The 20,880-nt window shown below is 60.0% G+C and carries 9 protein-coding genes; 3 read left to right on the top strand and 6 right to left on the bottom strand.

Features of this window, described 5'->3' with window-relative positions; translation table 11 throughout:
• The first annotated feature begins 103 nt into the window (after window positions 1–103).
• The 3 genes from L6R21_23735 to L6R21_23725 all read left to right on the top strand — a co-directional run bounded on the left by L6R21_23735 (window position 104) and on the right by L6R21_23725 (window position 9,505).
• Window positions 104–406 (top strand): DUF433 domain-containing protein, encoded by a 303-nt coding sequence (locus L6R21_23735; GenBank protein ID MCK6562223.1) that lies wholly within the window; start codon window positions 104–106, stop codon window positions 404–406.
• 5 nt (window positions 407–411) lie between these two features.
• Window positions 412–753 carry a DUF5615 family PIN-like protein gene (locus tag L6R21_23730; GenBank protein MCK6562222.1) on the top strand — a complete coding sequence of 114 codons (342 nt, stop codon included), beginning with the start codon at window positions 412–414 and terminating at the stop codon, window positions 751–753.
• Window positions 754–1,216: 463 nt separating this feature from the next.
• Entirely contained in the window at window positions 1,217–9,505 is an 8,289-nt protein-coding gene (locus L6R21_23725; GenBank protein ID MCK6562221.1) for an Ig-like domain-containing protein, read from the top strand.
• A 405-nt stretch (window positions 9,506–9,910) separates the two neighbouring features.
• Here the strand turns inward: L6R21_23725 and L6R21_23720 are convergent, their stop codons facing one another.
• The 6 genes from L6R21_23720 to L6R21_23695 form a co-directional block, all read right to left on the bottom strand.
• Window positions 9,911–12,274 carry a family 10 glycosylhydrolase gene (locus tag L6R21_23720; GenBank protein MCK6562220.1) on the bottom strand — a complete coding sequence of 788 codons (2,364 nt, stop codon included), beginning with the start codon at window positions 12,272–12,274 and terminating at the stop codon, window positions 9,911–9,913.
• A 31-nt stretch (window positions 12,275–12,305) separates the two neighbouring features.
• On the bottom strand, window positions 12,306–12,995 hold the full coding sequence (locus L6R21_23715; GenBank protein ID MCK6562219.1) for a hypothetical protein: 690 nt from the start codon (window positions 12,993–12,995) through the stop codon (window positions 12,306–12,308).
• Window positions 12,996–13,289: 294 nt separating this feature from the next.
• Complete coding sequence (locus L6R21_23710) at window positions 13,290–15,542, bottom strand: T9SS type A sorting domain-containing protein (protein MCK6562218.1); 2,253 nt, start codon at window positions 15,540–15,542, stop codon at window positions 13,290–13,292.
• A gap of 611 nt (window positions 15,543–16,153) precedes the next feature.
• Window positions 16,154–17,404, bottom strand: coding sequence for an IPT/TIG domain-containing protein (locus tag L6R21_23705; GenBank protein ID MCK6562217.1), 1,251 nt, complete (start codon window positions 17,402–17,404; stop codon window positions 16,154–16,156).
• A 39-nt stretch (window positions 17,405–17,443) separates the two neighbouring features.
• A complete protein-coding gene (locus L6R21_23700; GenBank protein MCK6562216.1) occupies window positions 17,444–18,448 on the bottom strand; it encodes a PorV/PorQ family protein in 1,005 nt (334 codons plus the stop codon).
• Between the two features lie 194 nt (window positions 18,449–18,642).
• Window positions 18,643–20,736, bottom strand: coding sequence for a hypothetical protein (locus L6R21_23695; protein ID MCK6562215.1), 2,094 nt, complete (start codon window positions 20,734–20,736; stop codon window positions 18,643–18,645).
• Window positions 20,737–20,880: the final 144 nt, after the last annotated feature.

Below are 20,880 nucleotides of genomic sequence, written 5' to 3'. Positions count from 1 at the left end.
CTGGTACGAATAATTTGTTGCCATTTGCTCAGATTTTGCATAATGTTCCTCAGACGTTCAGTCACAGATAACGCGTTCCTACCAATAACAGTGAGTTCTTCCTATGAGTACAGCACTGAAAGAACTATCATACCCTCACATTACTTCTCACCCTGGAATCGCTGATGGGGCGCCAATTATTGAAGGCACTCGAATTGCTGTCCATACCATCGCGGGTTACTATCAGATGGGAATGAATGTCGATGAGATATTAACTACTCTATCTCATTTGACAGCTTCCCAAGTTCATTCTGCGCTTGCCTATTACTTTGATCATCAACAAGAAATTGATAGTGCTGTAGCCGAGTATTCTGACGAAGAGTTCTGGAAGCATCAAATCAACACGCACCGTAATTTGAAGGATTAAGTGCTGTGCCAAAGATTTCGCTTTACTTGGACGAGGATGTGCATTTAGGGTTGGGCTTGGCTTTGCGTAAACGAGGCTTTGATGTTATCCATGCCCAAGAGTTGGATCAAAAGGGATCGTCGGATGCAGCCCAACTTGCCCACGCTGTAGCACAGCAGAGATGCCTCCTCAGTTTTAATACAAAGGACTTTGTCTTACTTCACAACGAATATGCTGAACATGATAGAGAGCATTGGGGAATAATCGTCTCAAGGCAGCGGCCACTTGGAGAAACCTTGAGTAAAGTTCTGAAAGTATTGCAGCATTTTTCCAGGGAAACAATGAAAAATAGAATCGAGTTTTTATGAGCATGCACTGCCAACATTTTTTGCTGCGGACGGCGCAGCCGTGCCGTGATTTTCAAGATTGGTGGATTTCAACTGTGTTGTTCGTCCTGAACGATGTGGAAGCTGCGCCGCCGCAGAAAATTGTGTTATTGTCCCATTCCCCCTGCGAACAGCCAGAAAGTCAAACATATTGTCCCTCATTCGTTTTGCCTTCCTTTCCCGCCTTTGTTCCTTGTTCAATCCTGAAACAGATGTTCGGCGGAAACACATAATTCTGGCCGAAACCAGCCTGTTTGGCGCAAATTAACAGTCTGATAATTCAAGCTTTGCCATGGTGATGTCACCTCCGCGCGTCACTGGCATATGCTTTGCGCTAGGCGTTGCCGTTATCGAGCACAGGAATGGCGGCCGCACTTCAGCTCTTCAAACCGGAAGCGGCACAGGCGTACGAATCACAATTTTCAGGCGATGAAAAATGGTACCGATGAATTCCAAGCAGTGGCTGCGGCGGGTGTGGTGGTTGGGATTGATGGTGGCGGTCTTTGGCTCCGGCGCCGCCCAAGCCCAGACGAAGATCATGCCGCTGGGCAACTCGATCACCGAGGGCACCGGCTCGTCGAATAATGCCGGGTTCCGCTACTTTCTCTTCAATCTTCTGAGCAATGCCGGAACCTCGTTTGATTTCGTCGGCTCGCTGCAGGACGGCAGCGGTTTCCCGGACACCGAGCATGAGGGCCACAGCGGCTTCCGCGCCGAACAGTTGGACGTAACCACTTATCTCACGCAACACAACCCCGACTACGTACTGCTGGAAGTCGGCACCAATGACATCTCGCAAAACGACACGCCGGCGCAAGTGCGGGACGACATTGCCGCGATCCTGGATGCCATTCACGCCTACAACCCCGCCATCCGCACCTATCTTTCCACCGTGGTGCCGCGCAAGGACAATGCGGCGAAGGAAACGGCCACGCAAGACCTCAATGCCCTGCTGCCCGCGTTGGTGAGCGCCAAAGTCGCCGCCGGGCACAACCTGGTGTTGGTCGACAACTTTGGCCGCCTGACTTCCGATCCGAACTGGCAGACCACGCTGATGGCTGACAACCTTCATCCCAATGATGGCGGCTATGAGCTGATGGCCACGGAGTTTTTCAACGCTCTGCAAGGCTATCAACCCGGGGTCGACGATTTTGCCGACGATTTCAACAGCGGTGTGTTGAGCACGAACTGGACGGCGCATCCCGGTTTCCAGGTGCAAAGCAATCAACTGGTGAATACTTCCACGGTCGACGCCTGGAACAACCACCTCGCCATCCCCAATGTCATCACCAATCCCAATGTTTTGGAATTCACTTACGGCAGCCTGTCCAATGCCGAGGGCCGCTATTTCACCGGGGTGGCGCTGCTGCTGGACAAGGCGGCCACCGATGCCAGCGGTTATCTGCTGTTGCGTAATGAAACCAGCGTGCGGTTGTTCACGATCGTGAACGGCCTGCCGGGCGCGAGCGTGGCAACCGTGGCCGGCAACGTGGCGACGCCGCCACAGGCAGGCGACCGGCTGCGGGTGGAATGGCGCAGCGATGCCAACGGCCATCACTTTGTCGTTTATCTGAATGATCAACTCGATGCGGTGGTGGATGATCCCGCCAAACTGCAGGGCAATGCGGTGACTACCTATGCCGGCATGATAGTACACGGCAACACCACCGACGGCGTGGATGATTTTCATCTGTTCAAGCAGACCGACTCGACGCCGCCGGCTTTTGTTTCGGATTTGTCCGCGATCAACGTGACCTCCGCGACCGTGGAACTGCGTTGGAGCGCGCCGGGCGACGACGGCGACACCGGTACCGCCCGTTCCTATGACTTGCGCTACTCGACGGCGTTGATTACCGAGAGCAATTTCAACAGCGCCACGCAAGTGGCAGGCTTGGGCAATCCCAAACCCGCGGGCAGCGTGGAGAATTTTACCGTGGGTGGTCTGCAAAGCGGCACGCGCTACTACTTTGCGCTGAAAAGCTCCGACGAAGTCGGCAACACCTCCGGCTTGTCGAATGTCGTGGCTGCGACGACGACTGCGCTGACGCTGAGCGGCGATACTTTCGACCGGCCCGGCCCGAGTTTGGGCGCCAATTGGGCGGCGGATGCGCGGCTGCAGATCATCAGCAACGAAGTGCAGCACACCGCCACCATCGACATCTGGACGCCGGCGGTGTTCAAACTGGGCCGCAACGCGCAGGAAGTCAGCATCGTGTGGGGTGAGAATGCCACGGTTTACGGCGCGAATTTTTCCGGTGTGCTGGTGCTGGCCGACAGCTTCAACACCCGGCCGAACGGTTACATGATCCAGCACTCGAACGAGCGCGGCAAAACGCGGTTGTGGCGCCTGCAAAACGGCAACCTGACGACGATGCTCGATGAGGGCAATGCCTTCGGTCCGAACACCAGGGCAGGCAGCGAGATGAAAGTCATCGTCCGCAAGGAAGCCGCGGCGCACTTCTTTGATGTTTACATCAACGGCGTGTTTGACCGCACATTGTCCGATCCCGGCAAATTGGAGAACGGCTCGTACTCCGGTTTTGTGCTGGAGAGCACGCTGGGCGCGGAGAATGCCATCACGAGTTTTGCAGTCGGCGTGCGGCCGAGTTCGCCCGCGAAACTGTTGGTGGTGAGCGGCAACAACCAGACGGGCCGGGTCATGCAGAAGCTGGGGAATCCTTTGAAGGTTTCGTTGTACGACAGCTTTGACAATCCCGTGCCGGGCGCGGAAGTCAACTTCACCGCGACCGTGGGCCAGGCCAGCTTCAGCCGGGCGGACAACAACATTCGCATCGAGGCGGAATCCGGCCAGATTACCGCACCGATCGTCGTGCAGGATGATCCCGAAGCCTCGGGCGGCAAGTACATCGTGTATCCGGTGCCGCAGAATGAAGCCGGCTCGGCGGTGTACACGTTCAACATTCCGGTGAGCGGCACTTACTACATTTGGGCGCGCAACCTCACGCCCGGTGAAACCGGTGCCAACTCCTGGACCGTGAGCGTCGATGGCGGCAATGCTTTCATCTATGACGTTTTTCAAGGCCAGCGCTTCAACACCTGGAAATGGGATTTGCTCAGCGAGCGCGGCACCGGCAATCCGTCCAATCCTCAATTCGATCCCAAGACTTACAATTGGGCTGCCGGCACGCACACCATCGTGGTCGAAGGCCGCTTTGACCGCGCCCGGCTCGACAAGTTTCTGATCACGCGCGACGCGAGCTACATTCCGCAAGACAAGGAAGAAGGCGGTAGCCGCACGGATGAGAACGGCATTGCCAGCACTGAAGTCATGCTCGGCACGCTCGCCGGCCCCATCAAAGTGGAGGCGCAGTTCGGCGGCCTGATGCCGGCTCTGTTCAATTTGACCGCGAAGCCGGGCTTTCCGGGCGGCTTGGCGCAGGCAACTGGCAGCGGACAATCCGGTCCGGCCGGCCAGTTTCTGGCGCAGCCCTTCACCGTGGTGGTGACGGACAGCTTTGGCAATCCCACTGCGGACGGCCGCGTCTCCTGGGTCGTCACGGAAGGGAACGGCCAGCTTTCGAACTATCGCGCCACCAGCGATTCCACCGGCAAGGTCGAAGTCGATTTCGCGCCCGGCAACGGCAGCAGCCAGAACAAAGTGGCAGCGGCAGCGGCCTTCACCACGCAGCGTTTTGAATTCACGGCGCAGACCACCAGCGGCGTGGCAACAGCCGCAGAGTTGGTGAGCGGCTCCAATCAAACCGGCGGCGTAGCCAGCACTCTGCCGGCGCCATTGGTGATGCGCGTTGCGGATGCCGGTGGCCAGCCGGTCGCAGATTTTCCGGTTGAGTTTGAAACCGTGCGCGGCGGCGGCACGACCACCGGCCACGGTGTCGTGGAGAACGGCGGATTTGAGAGAGGGAACAATAACCTGCCCGGCCAGTGGACGCTGGAAGGCAGTCCCACCACCGACGAAGTCCGGCTGAATACCAGCAATCCGCAAGCGGGCAGCCGCAGCGTGCTGGTCAATGCCAACCGCAACGCCGTGGGTGTGTCGCAGGTGATTTCGTACGCCGCCAACACCAGCTACACGCTGACGTTTTGGGCAAAAGTCGACAGCGGCGTGCTGCGTGTTACCTGGCGCATGAATGACGCCGCCGGCAATCTGCAGGACACCATTGTCGATGTGACGCCGGAGGCCACTGCCGGCGCGTGGCGGCGCTACATGGTCACGGCGACCAATCAAGCGGCAGCCAATCGCCCGCTGTTCTTCCGCACGTTGAACAGCGGTGAATTTCGCGTGGATGAAGTCAGCGTGGTGCGCAATACCGGTGCGGACGGCCGCCTGGCGGTGAATTGGACCCTGGGCGACACCGTCGGCACGCAGCAAGTGCGGGCGTTGGCGCGCAATGCCAGCGGTACCAACTTGACCGGTTCGCCGGTGCTGTTCACGGCCCAGGCCACGGTGGGCGCGGCCGCGAAGCTGGTGGAAACCGGCGGCAACAATCAATTGGGTACTGCCGGCCAGCCGTTGGGTGCGCCCCTGGTGGTGAAGGTGACGGATGTCGTGGGCAATCCCGTTCCCGGCATTGGTGTGCTGTTTGAAGTGATTCAGGGCGGCGGCAATCTCGCGGGCGCGGCCACGGCCAATGTGGTGACCAACGCCCAAGGCCTGGCTCCGGTGGTTCTCACGCTGGGATCGAATCCGGCGGTGAGCAATCAGGTGCGCGCCAGCGCGACCGGCTTGACAGGCAGCCCGATCATCTTCACGGCGGGCATCGGCACGCCCGCCAAGCTTGCCAAGATCTCGGGCGATAATCAGGTGGGTACTGCCGGCTCGCCGGCGCCCGCCAGTCTCGTGGTGAAGATCATGGATGCCGGCAACAAAGCCATCTCGGGCGCAGCAGTGACTTTCACGGTGCAGCAGGGCAACGGCACGATCAACGGCAACAGCAACGCAATCCTGCGCACGGATGGCAATGGCGAAGCACGTGCGCCGTTCGTGCTCGGCCCGCTGGCCGGCGGTGAAAACCGCGTGCGGGCAACGGCCGAGTTCAACGGCCAGGCACTGCAAGGCTCCCCGCAGAATTTTGTGGTGAGGGCGGCGGCGCTCAAAGAGATGGTGATCGCGAGCGGCAACAATCAAGTCGGCATCGCCGGCGAGCCGCTGGCGAATCCTCTGCGGGTTACGCTGGTGGATACACTCAATCGCGGCGTGCCGCAACAGCAGGTAACGTTCTCAGTGATCGAAGGCGGCGGCAAGCTCGACAACGGCAGCACCACCGGCACAGTCAGCACGGATTCCACCGGCCGGGCGCAGGTGCGGCTCACGCTGGGTTCGCAAACCGGCACGAACAATAACAAAGTGCGGGCGCAGGCGGCGTTTCCGGTGCCGGGTTCCCCGCAGATCTTCCAGGCGAGTGCGCAAGTCGGCCCGCCCGCGGTGTTGAAGAAGATCGACGGGGACAGCCTCTCCGGCGTGGTAAACAATCCCCTGCCTGAGCCACTGGTGGTACAAGTGACGGATCGCGCCGGCAACCCGCTGTTCGGCGTCAATGTGATCTTTGAAGTGCTGGAGGGCGGCGGCAATTTCGACGGTGTGACCAAAGACACGGTAACCACCAATGATCTCGGCCGCGCGCAAGTCACGCTGACGTTGGGCGCGACTTCGGGCTTGTACAACAACAAAGTGCGGGCGCGTGCGTTCAACGGCTCGCTCGAGCTGCAAAATTCGCCGATGCTGTTCGTGGCCACGGCCGCGCCGAGCAGGGCGCGCGTGCTGGCGATCACGGCAGGCAACCGGCAGCAGGGTTTGGCGGGCGAGCCGCTGGCTGAGCAGTTGCGGGTGCGCGTGCTCGACAATCAAGGCAATCCGATCAAGGATCATCCCGTGCGCTTTCGTTCCAGCGGCACAGCCAACGGCACTTTCAGCGCCACCGCCACAACCGACACCACTACCATCACCAATGCCAATGGCATTGCTGCAGTGACGTGGATTCTCGGCCGCTCGATCTTGCCGGACAGTCAAACGGTGATCGCAACCGCCAACGACGGCCTGCAGAACCTGCAAGGCTCACCGGCAACGTTCAAAGCCGCGGCTGTTGCCGGGCTGCCCAGCGCCTCGACCTCCAGCATCACCGCCACCGGGCCGGTGCCGGCCAACGGCCAGAGCCGCTCCAACATCACCGTCACGGTGAAGGACAAGTTCGGTAATGTGGTTGCGAACAAGCCGGTACAACTCATCGTCTCCGGCGCGAACAACAACATTCAACAAACCGGCAACACTGACGCGCAGGGCCGCGCCACCGGCTCGCTGGCCTCGACCAAAGCCGAGCTCAAGATCATCACCGCCAAAGTCGCCGGCGTGTATGAGATCAAGCCCGGCGCCAGCGTGCGCTTCAGCCCACTGGCCGCCACGCAAATGGCGATTCGCAGCGGCCACAGCCAAACCGGCAACGTCAACACGGCGCTGTTAGAGCCGCTGAGCGTGCTGGTGACGGATCAATTCAACAACGGCGTCCCCAATGTGGCGGTGGAATTCAACGTCGAGGCAGGCGAGGGCCGTTTGCTCGGCCCGAACACGGCGGTGACCGACACCAATGGCGTCGCGGCGATCCAGTATGTGCTCGGCCCAACCGTGACCGAAAATCGCGTGCGCGCCATTTCCACCGGCTTGCGGAATTCGCCGCTGATCTTCGTGCTCAATGCCGTCAACAATGCGGCGCGCAGCCTGCAATTGATCTCCGGCAACGGCCAGACCGGCGTGGTGTTGGAAGATTTGCTGCAGCCGCTGGTGGTGGGCGTGGTGGACAAGGACAACCGGCCGGTCGCAGGTAAAACCATCAAATTCGAAGTGACGTTCGGCGGTGGCCAGGTCAATGGCGGTCAGAGCGCGAACGTGAGCAGTGATGAATTTGGCCTGGCGAAAGTGGTCTGGCGCCTCGGGCCGAGCGCGGGCTTGAACGTCGCACGCGCGAGTGGCTCCAGCTTGAACAACTCGCCGCTCGATTTCCAGGCCCAGGCGCGCACCGGCCGGCCTTCCAACCTCGTGCAAGTGAGCGGTGACGGCGCTGCCGGGCCGGTCAATCAAACCCTGGCCACGGCGATGGTGGTGCGCGTGGTGGATGCGAACAGCAACGGCATCGACGGTGTGCCGGTGATCTTCGAGTTGATTCAGGGCACGGGCCAGCTTGCCAACGGCTTCGTCAACACTGCGAACGGCGGGTTTGCCTCCACCCAAATCACCTTTGACGGCGCGAGCGGCCCGCGCAAGATTCGCGCGAGTTCCAACGGATTGACCAACTCACCGTTGTACTTCACCGTGACCGCCACGCCGAGCGCAGCCACCCGGATGCAGGTGGTGGCGCGCACCAACAACCAGAGCGGCACTGCCGGCCTGCCGTTGAATTTCCCGCTGCAGACCAAAGTCACCGACGCGTACGGCAATGCGATTGCGGGCGTGCCCATCAGCTATGTGGTGAAGAAAGGCGGCGGCAATTTTGCGGGACAGGCGGCGGCCACGGTCATGACCAATGCGCTAGGCCTCGCGCAGATCCCGTGGACCGTCGGCCCCGGCGCCAATGAAGCGGAAGCCATCGGCACCGGCCTGACCGGCTCGCCGATCGAATTCAAGGCCACCGGCGTGACCGGCAACAACTTCCCGATCATCGTCGACGTGCCGGATCAGCAAGCCGTGGAAGGCAACCGCATCGAATTTGTGGTCAGTGCAGCGGATGCGGACAACGAAGCCATTCGCTACGGCGCGGCCAATCTGCCGCCCGGCGCGGTGTTCGACTCGCTCGGCACCCGCATCTTCACCTGGCAAACTGATCTCTCCAGCGCCGGCCGCCATGAAGTCAGCTTCTTTGCGCGCGACTTGCGCGGCGGCCAGGACGAAGAGATCGTCGTCATCGAGGTGGCGAACCGCAACCAACCGCCGGTGATCGTCAGCCGCATTCCGGCCGGCGTGCCGGGCGCGCCACAGGACACCACGGTGCTGAGCGGCAAGCTCACCATGCGCGTCAACGCGGTTGACCCCGACGGCGACGTGCTGAGCTATCGCTGGTACTTGAACGGCGAGCTGACCAGCGCCCTCACCAACACCTTCGAGTTCGACAGCAAGATCAAACTCAATGCGGTGGAAGCCTGGGTGTTCGATCTGGAAGACACGGTGCGCACGCGTTGGACGGTGCGCACGCCGGTGCAGCTCGAAACCTTCAGCGCCACCGCGGTGGAGGGCAAGGGCGTGCGCCTGGAATGGGTCACCGCCAGCGAGACCGAGAACGCCGGCTTCAACTTGCTGCGCAGCCGCAGTCGCGACGGTGAGTATGAAAGCATCAATGTGCAGATCATCACCCCGAGCCTGGACGGCCGTTATTCCTACCTCGACACCGAGGTCGAAGTCAACGCCCGTTACTTCTACAAGCTCGAGGATATCGATCTCAACGGCAACATTACCGTGCACGGCCCGGTGGAGATCACCGTGGCGCCGCCGGCGCGCTTCGATTTGGCGCAGAATTACCCGAATCCGTTCAACCCGTCCACCAACCTCCGCTATCAACTGCCGCAGGAAACCCAGGTCAAGCTGGTGATCTACAACCTGATCGGCCAGGAAGTGCGCGAGCTGGTGAACACCATCATGCCGGCGGGTTATCACACCGCGGTGTGGGACGGCCGCGACCAGCGCGGCAAGCTGGTGCCCTCGGGCATCTATCACTATCGCCTCGAAGCCGGCGGCCAGGTGATGGTGAAACGCATGACGTTGCTGAAGTAATTCGCCGACTCCTCCCTTCACAACAAAAGAAAATCCCACCGCAGCTTCGGTTGCGGTGGGATTTTTTTTGCGAAGGGAGGAGTATCTGAGTTTTGCCGTTACAGGAGGGAAGCTCTCCGGCGCCGGGTCGAAAGTCATCGCCCGGGCGCTGACGCATGGCGAAAATCGCCGCTCAAGAACGGCTTGCATCTGCCCAGCGAGCGCCCAGGCGGGGCTTGTTGTGTGCGCGGTATTCAGCGCGCAAAAGATGACTGCCCGCAGCTAAAACCATCGGTGCGGATGATACGAGAAAAACCAGCAGGCGTGGCCTTGCGCGCAACCTTGCCGCCGGCGCCTGCGCTGGCTGCTCCGAGCGGTGGCATATGGCAACTTGCCAGGTTCGAGAACAAACCGTCTCGGCGCGCCCTATTTGGTCAGCAGCATGCGCTTGGTGAGCACTTGCGCGCCGAAGCGCAAGCGGTAGAAGTAGACGCCTGAGGCCAGTGAAGAGCCGTCGAAGGGGACTTCATGGCGGCCGGCAACCAGATGTTCATCAACCAACACCGCGATTTCCTGCCCCAGCGTGTTGTAGATCGCCAGGCGCGCCGCGCCGTTCGCCGGCAGATTGAACACGATGATGGTAACAGGATTGAACGGGTTGGGATAATTCTGCTCCAGGCTGAATTGCTGCGGGATTTCCGGATTTTCCGCCACCGCGGTGCCGCTGCCGGTCTTGAAGCGCCAGGCTTCCGACCACAAGCCGGCACCGATGGCATTGGTTGCCCGCACGCGCCAGAAATAGAAGCGATTTGCTTCGAGGCCGCTGGCTGCGAACGAGGTATCGCTCAGGCTGCTTTCATCGACCACCAAAGCGGTCGAATCGAAGGTCAGGCTGCGCGCGACCTGCAGCTCATAGGAATCCGCCGCAGCAGAACGCCGCCACTGAAACACCGGATTCAGCGCAATCTCACCGGTGTTGTTTGCCGGAGAGACCAGCAAGGGTGCGGCCGGGAATCCCGTCGCAAAACTGAAAGCCTGCGAGAAGAAACTCGTGCCACCGGCATTGCTCGCGCTTACTCGCCAGAAGTACTTGGTTTGTCCCGCCAGCCCGCTGATCGTCTTGAACGTATCCACCACCCCGGTTTCATTCACCAGCAGCGCGGTTGCAAAGCTGGAATCGCCGGCCACCTGCACGTGATAGGAAGTCGCGGTTGCCGGAGCATACCAGCTCAACGTGACGTTTGGTGCCAGGTCGAGCATGCCATTCGCGGGCAGAGCCAACAGCGGCGCAGCCGGCGGCAGCACCTGAATCACATTGCTCATCATGCTCTCGTTGAAATTGCGATCAAGCGCCGTCACCACGTAGTAATGCGGACCATTGTCCGCCGGAGTCGGCAACACCGCGGCGTTCTCACCGACAACCGCGGCGATTTTGCTGGGATCCTCCAAGGCGAGTGGATTGATGTTGAGCGTCGGGAAATGATAGACGACATAGCGCGAAGCGGTATCGCCGTCGCCGGCCGGCGGCGGCACCTCCCAGCGCAGCGCTGCGGGGCCGCCGGCGGCCAGCCGTTCATAGCGCAAATTCTGCGGGGCATTGGGCAGCACGCCGTCCTTCCACGCCATCACCGGCGGCAGGGCGGGATAGCGAAAGAGATCGGTGCGCAGGCTGTCGGCGAAGCCCTTGGCATTGTCGCGGAAAAAGAGCGCGCGGAACATGATGCTGCCCTGCACGCCGGGATTGGCGCGATTGGCGCGCACCTGCCGCGGAATTTCGTTGGCCGGCCAGTTGACGGCGCGATAGATTGCCTGGCCGGGATAGAAATGCCGGCTATTGCGCTGCGAAGCCCACCACGGCATGAGCTTGCCGTAATCCTGGCCACCGCCGAAGGGCCAGTAGAGCTGCGGGGTGATGTAATCGACAATCTGCCGCTGCAGCCAGGCCACCGCGTCGCAATAGATCGTGCTGTAGGCATCCAAGCCGGTGATTCCGGAAGGCACGCCGTTTTTCCAAATGCCGAACGGGCTCATGCCGAATTTCACGTGCGGCTTGACCGCTTGAATGCTGTCGTGAATCGTTTGAATGAGCAGATTGACGTTGTCGCGCCGCCAGTCCGCGAGGTTGGTGAAGCCGCGGCTGTAATTCGCAAAAGTCGCGGCGTCTTGATTGCCGATTTGATTGGGCGGATAGGGGTAGAAATAATCGTCGAAGTGCACGCCGTCAACGTCGTAGCGGCTCACCACGTCCATCACCACGTTGGTGATGTGCTGGCGCGCCTGCGGCAGACCGGGATCGAGAATCTTGATCGTGCTGATTTGAATCACCCAATCCGGGTGTTGCACTGAAACGTGCCGCGAATCGTTGGGATAGTTGCCCACTTCCCGCGAGACGCGATAGGGATTGAACCAGGCATGCAGCTCCATGCCGCGCTTGTGCGCTTCTTGAATCGCAAACTCCAACGGATCATAGAAGGGCGAAGGCGCCAAGCCCTGGCCGCCGGTCAGCCAGAAAGACCAGGGCTCGAGTGTCGAGGGGTACATGGCATCCGCTTCGGAGCGGACTTGAAAGATCACGGCATTCACATGGTGGGTCTGTAATTCATCCAGCAGCCGCACCAACTCGGCGCGCTGGGCGGCGGGCGTGAGAAACGGCGAGCTGGGCCAGTCGAGATTGATGACGGTGGCGATCCACGCCCCACGAAACTCACGCTTGGGCGGCAGGGATTGCGCGGAGGTGGAAAAGGACACGGTGAGCAAAAGCAGCGAGCATAACAGTAGCGCTTTCTTCATAGAACCTCGCAGGTTTTTACGTTTCAAGCCATCACCTTTTCTTCCCTTTGCGGCGGCGCTTTGTGTCGCCCTTTTCGGGTTGCGGAGAAGGCGCAATCAGTTCGAGTTTGCTGCCGTATTTTCTGATGACTTCACTGCGCAGCCCCTCCCGGAATTCCACCGGCAGTGCAAAGGCGGAGGCACTGTAGTCCCATTGGCGTTGGCGGATCATGTCGCGCTCGAATTTCCCCGCGCACTCGTCACACAGCGACATGTCGTCCACGCGACCGTAGGCATCGCAGGCTTGGCATTGCCCGTCGTAGCCCGGCCAGTCGTCTTCCTCGTTCGTTTCCATCTCTGCGATGAGAGTCAGCGCCGCACTCTCTTCCGGGTTGGTGTAGTAGCTTTTTTCTCCGTAATACCAGATGCCGGTCTCGCCTCGGTCCTCCCGTTTTGGGGTGGCACGTTTCGTTTTGCCCTGCGCCATGAGTCTTTCCAGGCTTTCCCGATCCTCTATTGTCGCGATCCGGCTGAAACGCAGGTTGTAGGCGCTGGCCTCGGGCTCTTCGTGCCGGAGATGGTCGCGAATCAAGTCTTTTGATTTCTTGACTGAGGCTTCCGTGCTGAAGAACTGCTGAAAATACCCCAGTGCCAGCCGGGGTTCTTCATGCGGCGGTTGTGGTGGGATGACGCGCGGCCGCTCAAATTCGACCTGGATGATGGTGTTGTAGTGTTGCATCATGGCGATGCAAGCCTCCATTGCTTGATTGCCAACTGAGCGTTGCCAGCCCAACGTTTTCCTGTGCCTGCTTGCGTGGCGAGTTGCGGCGGCTCGCACGATCCTGCTGGAAGCGTGCCGGTGACAGGCCTTTGACAGCCAAAGGATACATGCGGGCCAGAGAATCTACGCAATGATCTGAACAATAGTAGGCAGATCACCGCGCAAAAGCAAGCGCCTCAATGCAACAACGAAAAGGGCGCGGGGGGATTCCCCTCGCGCCCTTGGGAAAGGCCTGAATTGCTTTCTATCGCCTCGCTATTTCACGAACAGCATGCGCTTGGTGAGAACTTCGTTCTCGAATTTCAGGCGATAGTAATAGGTGCCGGTGGCCAAGCCGGTGGCATCGAAGGTCAGGTTGTGGCTGCCGGGCGCCATCATCTGATCAACCAGGGTGGCAACCTGGCGGCCCATCATGTCGAACACCACCACCTGCACGCGCCCCTGCTTCTGCAAGCTGAAGGGGATCGTGGTCTGCGGGTTGAACGGGTTGGGATAATTCTGGAACAACTGGAAGGTTTCCACATAGGCCCAGTTGCTCTCCCGGCCTTCCACGCTGGTGCCCACGCGCATGAACTTCTGCACGATCGGATAGTCGCTGGCGCCGAAGCAGAGCACGTAGGCAATGTTGCGATTCGGGCTGAAGGCGATGCCGCGCGGCCGCTCGTTGACACTCGCCGGGGTGTTGAGCTGCCATTCGATCCAATCGACGACTTCCTTGGTCGCCGGATCATAGGCATACCAAACATTCGGCTTCCAGAAAGTCGTCGCGCCCGGGAAGCGGTTGGGCAGATCATTGTAAGAGCCGGCGCTGAACCAGAGCTGGGTGCCGTTGGGATCCCACACCACGGATTCGCAGTCAAAGCCCTTCAACAGCGTGTCGGTGACGGCGAAGGCCGAAAACTCGTCCGGACGGGTGTACTTGTAAACTGCGTGCGTAGTATAACCGCACCAGTAAATGGTGTTGCCGTCTTTGCCGACTTCAAAGCTGCGGGAGAAGCCCACCGAGCTGTCCACCGCATTGCCCAGGAAGTTGAAATCCTTGTCGAAAATCTTGATCGCGGCCGGGGGAATCACCGGCGCGGTGAAGAGGTTGCCCTGGGCATCGACCGCCGGCGCAGTGAGCGTGACGCCTGTCGTCGGTATCACTTTGGCCAAGCCGGCACCGGTCTTGTAGTCGAGACGATAAACTGCATCGAAATGAACCGCCAAAATGTTGCCGTCATAATCGGTGCGCATGCCGCGGGCGCTGTTGTACAGCGTGTCGGTCACGCCGCCGACGGTGATGGTCTTGATCGGTGAGAACGGCGCTGGGGTGCCATCGGGGTTGAAGACATTGAGCACGCGCGTGGCTCTCTTGTTGCCGGCCGCCGTGGTGATGCTGTCACTGACACCGAAGATCTGCACCCAGACCTTGCCGTCCGGGTCGACCGCGATGCCGTGGCCGCCCGAATTGCCCTTGAAATTGTCGTTCGGGAAATTGCTCTTCGAGGTGGCCGGGAAACTGCTTTGCAGGCGCTCGAACTTCTGCACGATTGGATAGTCGCTGGCGCCGAAGCAGAGCACGTACGCGGTGTTGCCATCCGGGCTGAAGGCGATGCCGCGCGGCCGCTCATTGGCATTCATGGGCGTGTTGAGCTTCCACTCGATCTCATCCACCACTTTGTTGTTCACCGGATCGTAGGCGTACCAGGTGTTGGGTTTCCAGTAAGTGGTGGCGCCGGGGAAACGGTTGGGCCGATCATTGTAGGAGCCGGCGCTGAACCAAAGCAGGCTGCCGGTCGGGTCCCACGCCACGGATTCGCAGTCAAAGCCCTTCAACAGCGTGTCGGTGACGGCGAAGGCGGAGAACTCGTCGGGACGGGTGTACTTGTAAATCGCGTGCGTGGTATAACCGCACCAATAAATGGTGTTGCCGTCTTTGCCGACTTCAAAGCTGCGGGAGAAGCCCACCGAGCTGTCCACCGCATTGCCCAGGAAATTGAAATCCTTGTCGAAAATCTTGATCGCCGCCGGGGGAATCACCGGAGCGGTGAAGAGATTGCCCTGGGCATCGACCGCCGGCGCAGTGAGCGTGACGCCTGTCGTCGGTATCACTTTGGCCAAGCCGGCACCGGTCTTGTAGTCGATCCGATAAACTGCATCGAAATGAACCGCCAAAATGTTGCCGTCATAATCGGTGCGCATGCCGCGGGCGCTGTTGTACAGCGTGTCGGTCACGCCGCCGACGGTGATGGTCTTGATCGGTGAAAACGGCGCCGGGGTGCCGTCGGGGTTGAAGACATTGAGCACGCGCGTGGCTCTTTTGTTGCCGGCCGCGGTGGTGATGCTGTCACTGACACCGAAGATCTGCACCCAGACCTTGCCGTCGGGATCGACCGCGATGCCGTGTCCGCCCGAATTGCCTTTGAAATTGTCGTTGGGAAAATTGCCGGCGAATTTCCATTGCGCCTGGCTGCTGGTTGCCGCCAGCGCGAGAACGACGACCAAGGCTGATAGCCATTTAGACATAGCTTTCTCCCTTCACGAAGATGAATTGGATGGATACTGCTGAAGAATTATGAGACGCAGCAAACGTTCTTTCTTGCCCAGCCTCCTTTCCTGATTGCGTAGATCAAATGAGTCCGATGAAGCCTAGCTCCCTTGCGGGCCGCTCTTCGTAGTCCCGATTCCTCGTGGATCGCTGTTGAGGCCAATGAATTCACGGGGTGGAGCAATGCCCTCGTAGTCCCGATCCCTTGTGGATCGCTGTTGAGGCCAATGAACTCACGGATTGGAGCAATGCCTTCGTAGTCCCGATCCCTTGTGGATCGCTGTTGAGGCCAATGAACTCACGGATTGGAGCAATGCCTCCGTAGTCCCGATCCCTTGTGGATCGCTGTTGAGGCCAATGAGCTCACGGATTGGAGCAATGCCTTCGTAGTCCCGATCCCTTGTGGATCGCTGTTGAGGCCAATGAACTCACAGATTGGAGCAATGCCCCACCAGGGGGCAGGGCTCCGAGATCTTCATTCTGTGTAATTCCGATCCCTTGTGGATCGCTGTTGATGCCAATGAACTCACGGATTGGAGCAATGCCCCACCAGGGGGCAGGGCGACGAAATCACGGTAACAGAACGCTACTAGTTGTCGCCGCGGCCGTAATAGGGCGCACCGCCCTTCACAGTGTTGATCTTGAGCAGGGCTTGCGTGCTGCCGCCGCTGGCTTCCCGGATCGCGTACAAATACGTGCTTTTGTCCCAGCCAAAGCTCAAGCTCTTGGGTTGAAACAGGCCGGGATAGAGCGCTTCCGCGGTTTTGTTGGGATGCACCACGACGACAGCCTCCGGCGCATCCGTGCCGACATACATGTCGCCGTCAGCGGCAAATGTAATCGCGAAGACACCGGCGCCGCCCGCACCGAAGGGCGAAGCCGAGAAATTGAAATACTCCTCCTCCGGGCCCAACTGGTCGGCTGACACAATCTGGAAGCGCCAAACCTTCTCCGCGCCGTCACGGTTGCCGGCCAGGTAGAGATGATCGCTGAAAACGCGCACCGACCGCACATTTGCCACAAACGGAAAGTTGCGTACGGTCTTGTCCTGCTTGACGCGATAGACCTCCGGGTTGTTGCCGCCCAGCCACAGGTTGCCCTCGCGGTCGAAATCCATGTCATAAAGTCGTGTGGTCGTGGTGGGCAGCACCACCCAGTTGGTGGGGTTGCCGCCGGCCGCCGGGATTTGAATGATGCGGCGTTCCAGCGTCAGGCCGTAGAGAAAACCGCCCGGCCCGACCTTGAGTGAAGTGTAGCGCGTCGGCGTGCCGGTGGGCTTGGGCGAAAAGCTGCTGCGCGTGCCGTCCGGCGTGAACTTCGCAACGCCGGACTGGCTGGCGACATTGTTATTGACAAAGGAGATATAGGCATTGCCCTGCGCATCCAACGTGACGGCCCAGGGTGATTCCGCTTTGTCAAGCAGTTTGAACTCGCTGACCGCCTCCAGCAGCCGGTAGGAGATGATGTTGCTGAACTTGTCGGCATTCCGTACCGCGATTTTCAAGTTGATGTTGTCTTTCGGCAGATTGGGCGCCTTCACCTTCAGCAAGGTGGCAGAGGCCTCCAGCACGGTGCCGAGCGCGGCATCGAAATAGACCAGGTTTTCCTCCTTGGTGGAGGAGAAGTTCTGGCCGTTGATCGTGACAATGCCGATGCCAGCAAAAGTATCCGGCGGGGTGACGCTGGTGATCACCGGCGCCGGCCGGCTGACGTAATTCGGATCGAACAGGCTGGGAGTCGGTTCATCCTCGCAGCCTGCCACGAAAGCGCCGAGCAGGAGGCCGACGGGCAGGGCGGCCAGCAGCTTTCTGGCGGTGGAATAAAGAGTGGATCTTCTCATCGTCGTCCCATTGCAATTTGAACGTGGTCAAAAAGCGTTTCAGTAGCCGAATTTCACCGAGAAGCGATGGACTTGGTCGAAGAGGCCAAAAGGCGTGTAGGCATAGTCCAGCGCCAGGTTGGAGCCCTTGCGGAAGCCGGCGCCCAGGCTGAGGTTGTGCTCATCACTGGGGAAAATGTATCCGGCGCGCAGGGCGAAGGCGTCGAGAAACACGTATTCGCCGCCGAGTTTGATCTGTTCGTCATAGTCGCGGGGATGCAGCGCATCCACGGCGAGCACGAAATCGTGCGGCGAGTCCGCCTCCGCCAGCAGATCCATGGCATTCATGGACAGGCCGATCTCGAACGTCAAGGGCAGTTGAAAGGTCTCGTCCTGATATCTAAGCTCCTTGGAAAAATTGCGCACGTTCATGCCGAAGTCCAGGCTCTTGAAACCGGTGCGGTAAATGATGCCCAGGTCGAAAGCCAGGACGTCTATCTTGCTGTCCGTGGTAATTTGGCTGCCGTCGCCGCCAAAGCCGATGATCGCGGACTTGAGATCCTGCTTCACGAAGCGCACATTGCCGCCCACCGAAAACTTGTCCGTAAGGGCTTTGGCATAGCCCAGGCCCACCGACAGGGCGGTAGGGCGGAAGGTGCCCGTGTCGAGGAAGCCCGCCTCATTGTCGGCGCGGATGGTGCCGTAAACATCGCCATAATCTACGGACAGAAAGCTCAGGCCGAACACACCGTACTTGCCATCGCTGGGGCTGAAAGCCAGGCTGCCGAAGGAATAGTTGATATCGGCGATCCATTCCACGCGGCCCAAGGCAATGTCCACCCTGGTGTTCAAGCGCGCGATGCCGGCGGGATTGAAAAACAGGGCGGCGGAAGAGCCCGTCATGGTGGCGGTGGCCTCGCCGATGGCAGTGGCACGCGCGTCAGTGGCCACCGTCAGGAATTTCAGGCCGGTTTGCGCCAGCTTTTGTTGCTGGCTCATCCCGGGCGCGACCGCCAGCGCAACCAGCAGACAGCTCAGTTGCCAGACTGCAATTCGTTTTCTCATCGATCCACCTATTTGGCTAGTGGTTCATGGGATAAATCTCAAATCAGGAAGCCCCGGCGCCGCCACTTGCGTCGTTGCGCCGCGGCCCGCAGCCGGGCTACCTCCGGGCGCAGGCGGCGTTGCTCGTACCGTTGCTTTGCACGGTTCGGCGCTGGGGCACATTTGCATGGGTCGTCACGGCCGGCCGCGCGGTCTTATCGCACCACGACGAATTTCACCACTGAGCTTTTCCCCGTGGCTTTGTCGGTGACCACGGCGAGATACAAGCCGCTGACGATCACTTGATTGGAAGAGGTGATGGAGTTCCATTCCTCGTCACCGCTGCCATCGGTGTGCTCGATGGTCTGAATCAACTCACCGCTTTCGGTGAAAATGCGGATGGTACACTGGCCGGGAATATTGAAGAATTTGATCTGATTGGGCTGATCAAAGCGCAGCGTACCGCGTGGCGCGGAAATGTGAAAGGGATTGGGCACCACGCGTATCGCGCCCGCTTCGTTCACGTCACCGCTGGTAACCGGTGGCCCGGCCTGGCGCTTGAGATTGGCCTGGTTGTAAGTTTGCGTGTAATAGCGGCTGCTGCGCAACGCGCCGCTGGGCGTCAAGCCGCCGCCGGTGTTGTTCTCCGGTTTGCCAACCGCGACGACGTAGTAGTAGTAATCCCGGCCGCGAATCGGCGAGGTGTCAGCGTAGCTCCGGTCGCCCGGTCCGGCAGTGTGAATCAGGACGTGGGTGCTGTCCTTCGAGCCGGCGGCGCGATAGATCTCGAATCCCGCCAGATTGGGATCACTGCCTTCATATGTTTCCCACGACACCACAATGCGGTCACCGCCGCTTTCGACATTGACCGACTTGGGCGGCAACGGCGGCCGCGCAATGGCATAGTCGGAAGTGAAGTTGGCAAGGGCGCGCCGAAACATTTGGAAGAGGGAATCCCGGCCGGACATGACCCAGGTGTTTTTCTCACGCGCGGTGATCTGGCCGCGTTTGTACTGCCGGCCGAGGGTTTCCTGGCGTTCGCGGCTGAGGCCCGCGGCGCCTTCGGCCATGACGATGCGAATGCTTTCCCCGGGACCCAGGGTGTAGGGGCCATAACCATTGGCGATCGAGAAGCCGCCGGGCGTGCCCAGTGCCGGATCACCGGTTTGCTCGATGAAGTTGCCGCTCGGCTCGACACGGTCGGCATGCCGCGGCTGGTGGCCTTTCGACATCCAGCCATATTCCAGCGTCATCTTGGGAATATTGAAGGCGTCATTGTTGGATTGCAGCGGCTCATCCGAGCCTTCGGTGCTGGTGGTGGAAGGCTGGGCGGGGTCATCGGTTTTGTCGGTGGCCGAGCGATCGGCGTGCAGCGTGACCACGCCGATGAACTGGGTCGCGCCCAGGCGGCCGGTGGTGTCGGCCTCCGTCGTGCCCACGCCACTGCCCGGGTTCCAGATCGGGCCGCCGATGTTGTCGTAGAGCGTGAAGGCCGGGTATTTGCCGTGCCAGGTGAATTGCGCGCGGAAGTTTTCGCCCGGCGGATCGGGTTTGAGGCCGTCGCCGCGGGCATCATTCATGGCGTTGATGCCCCAGCCCGTGGCATTGCCGATGACATAGCGAGTAGCGGCGCAAACCGAGTTGCGGTACTGAAAATAGAAATAGACACCTTCCAGCGTGGTGTTGGGCAATTCGATCTCCGCATCGCCGTCGGTGTTGCCGGTGTTGGTGAAGGTGTAGTCGTAGATGAAATAGTTGTCGTGGTAATCCTGGCTGAATTGCATGATCTTGCGGGTCATGGTGATGCCGAGCTGGGAATTGACCACGGCCACGAGCATGCGGTCGGCCGCCATGGTGGGGTCGACCTCGTCGTTGTCCACCGGCTTGTCGTAGGATAATTCGCCGTCGACGTACACTTCCGGCGGCGCAAACCGGCTGATCATCTTGAATTGCAGCGGAAAGAATTCGTTGGCGCCGTTGACGCGCGGACCAACGTGGACGACTTTATGGGGATAGGCCTGGCCTCGTTCATCGGTGAAGTTGACCGCGCCGATCCACAGGCCCCGGGCCGCTTGCATATCCTGGTAGGCATAGATCGCCGGCCATTGCATGCCGTCCTGCTGGTTGCCGACCGGCCCGCCGACTTCGATTTCACAGCCGATGGCGGAAAACCAACTGTGCAGCGAGCCCGCGGACATGAATCTATTCTGGAATTGCGCCAAGCCCGGGCTGGGCGCCAGGAGAATTGCCAGCAATCCGAGGACAATCACAGCGAGCGAGGCGTGCTTGAGATCAGACATCGTTTTCATTGCTCCCTCGAGTGGAAAGAAATTGTGCAGCAGTTCCTTAAGGAGCCGGAGGTTATAGCCGACCGTGTGCGCCGGGTGAAAGTGTCATGCCGCCGTGACGGGATGACACTTTCACGCCCGGGCACGCCGCTATAAAAACCGGGA

The sequence above is a fragment of the bacterium genome (assembly GCA_023150945.1).
GTDB lineage: Bacteria > Zhuqueibacterota > Zhuqueibacteria > Zhuqueibacterales > Zhuqueibacteraceae > Coneutiohabitans.
This window is presented reverse-complemented; position numbering and strand designations above follow the sequence as displayed.

Bases quoted from the DNA above. Each gene is read 5' to 3' on its own strand.
- L6R21_23735 (MCK6562223.1), top strand. From the start codon at position 104: ATGAGTACAGCACTGAAAGAACTATCATACCCTCACATTACTTCTCAC.
- L6R21_23725 (MCK6562221.1), top strand. From the start codon at position 1,217: ATGAATTCCAAGCAGTGGCTGCGGCGGGTGTGGTGGTTGGGATTGATG.
- L6R21_23720 (MCK6562220.1), bottom strand. From the start codon at position 12,274: ATGAAGAAAGCGCTACTGTTATGCTCGCTGCTTTTGCTCACCGTGTCC.
- L6R21_23715 (MCK6562219.1), bottom strand. From the start codon at position 12,995: ATGATGCAACACTACAACACCATCATCCAGGTCGAATTTGAGCGGCCG.
- L6R21_23710 (MCK6562218.1), bottom strand. From the start codon at position 15,542: ATGTCTAAATGGCTATCAGCCTTGGTCGTCGTTCTCGCGCTGGCGGCA.
- L6R21_23705 (MCK6562217.1), bottom strand. From the start codon at position 17,404: ATGAGAAGATCCACTCTTTATTCCACCGCCAGAAAGCTGCTGGCCGCC.
- L6R21_23700 (MCK6562216.1), bottom strand. From the start codon at position 18,448: ATGAGAAAACGAATTGCAGTCTGGCAACTGAGCTGTCTGCTGGTTGCG.
- L6R21_23695 (MCK6562215.1), bottom strand. From the start codon at position 20,736: ATGAAAACGATGTCTGATCTCAAGCACGCCTCGCTCGCTGTGATTGTC.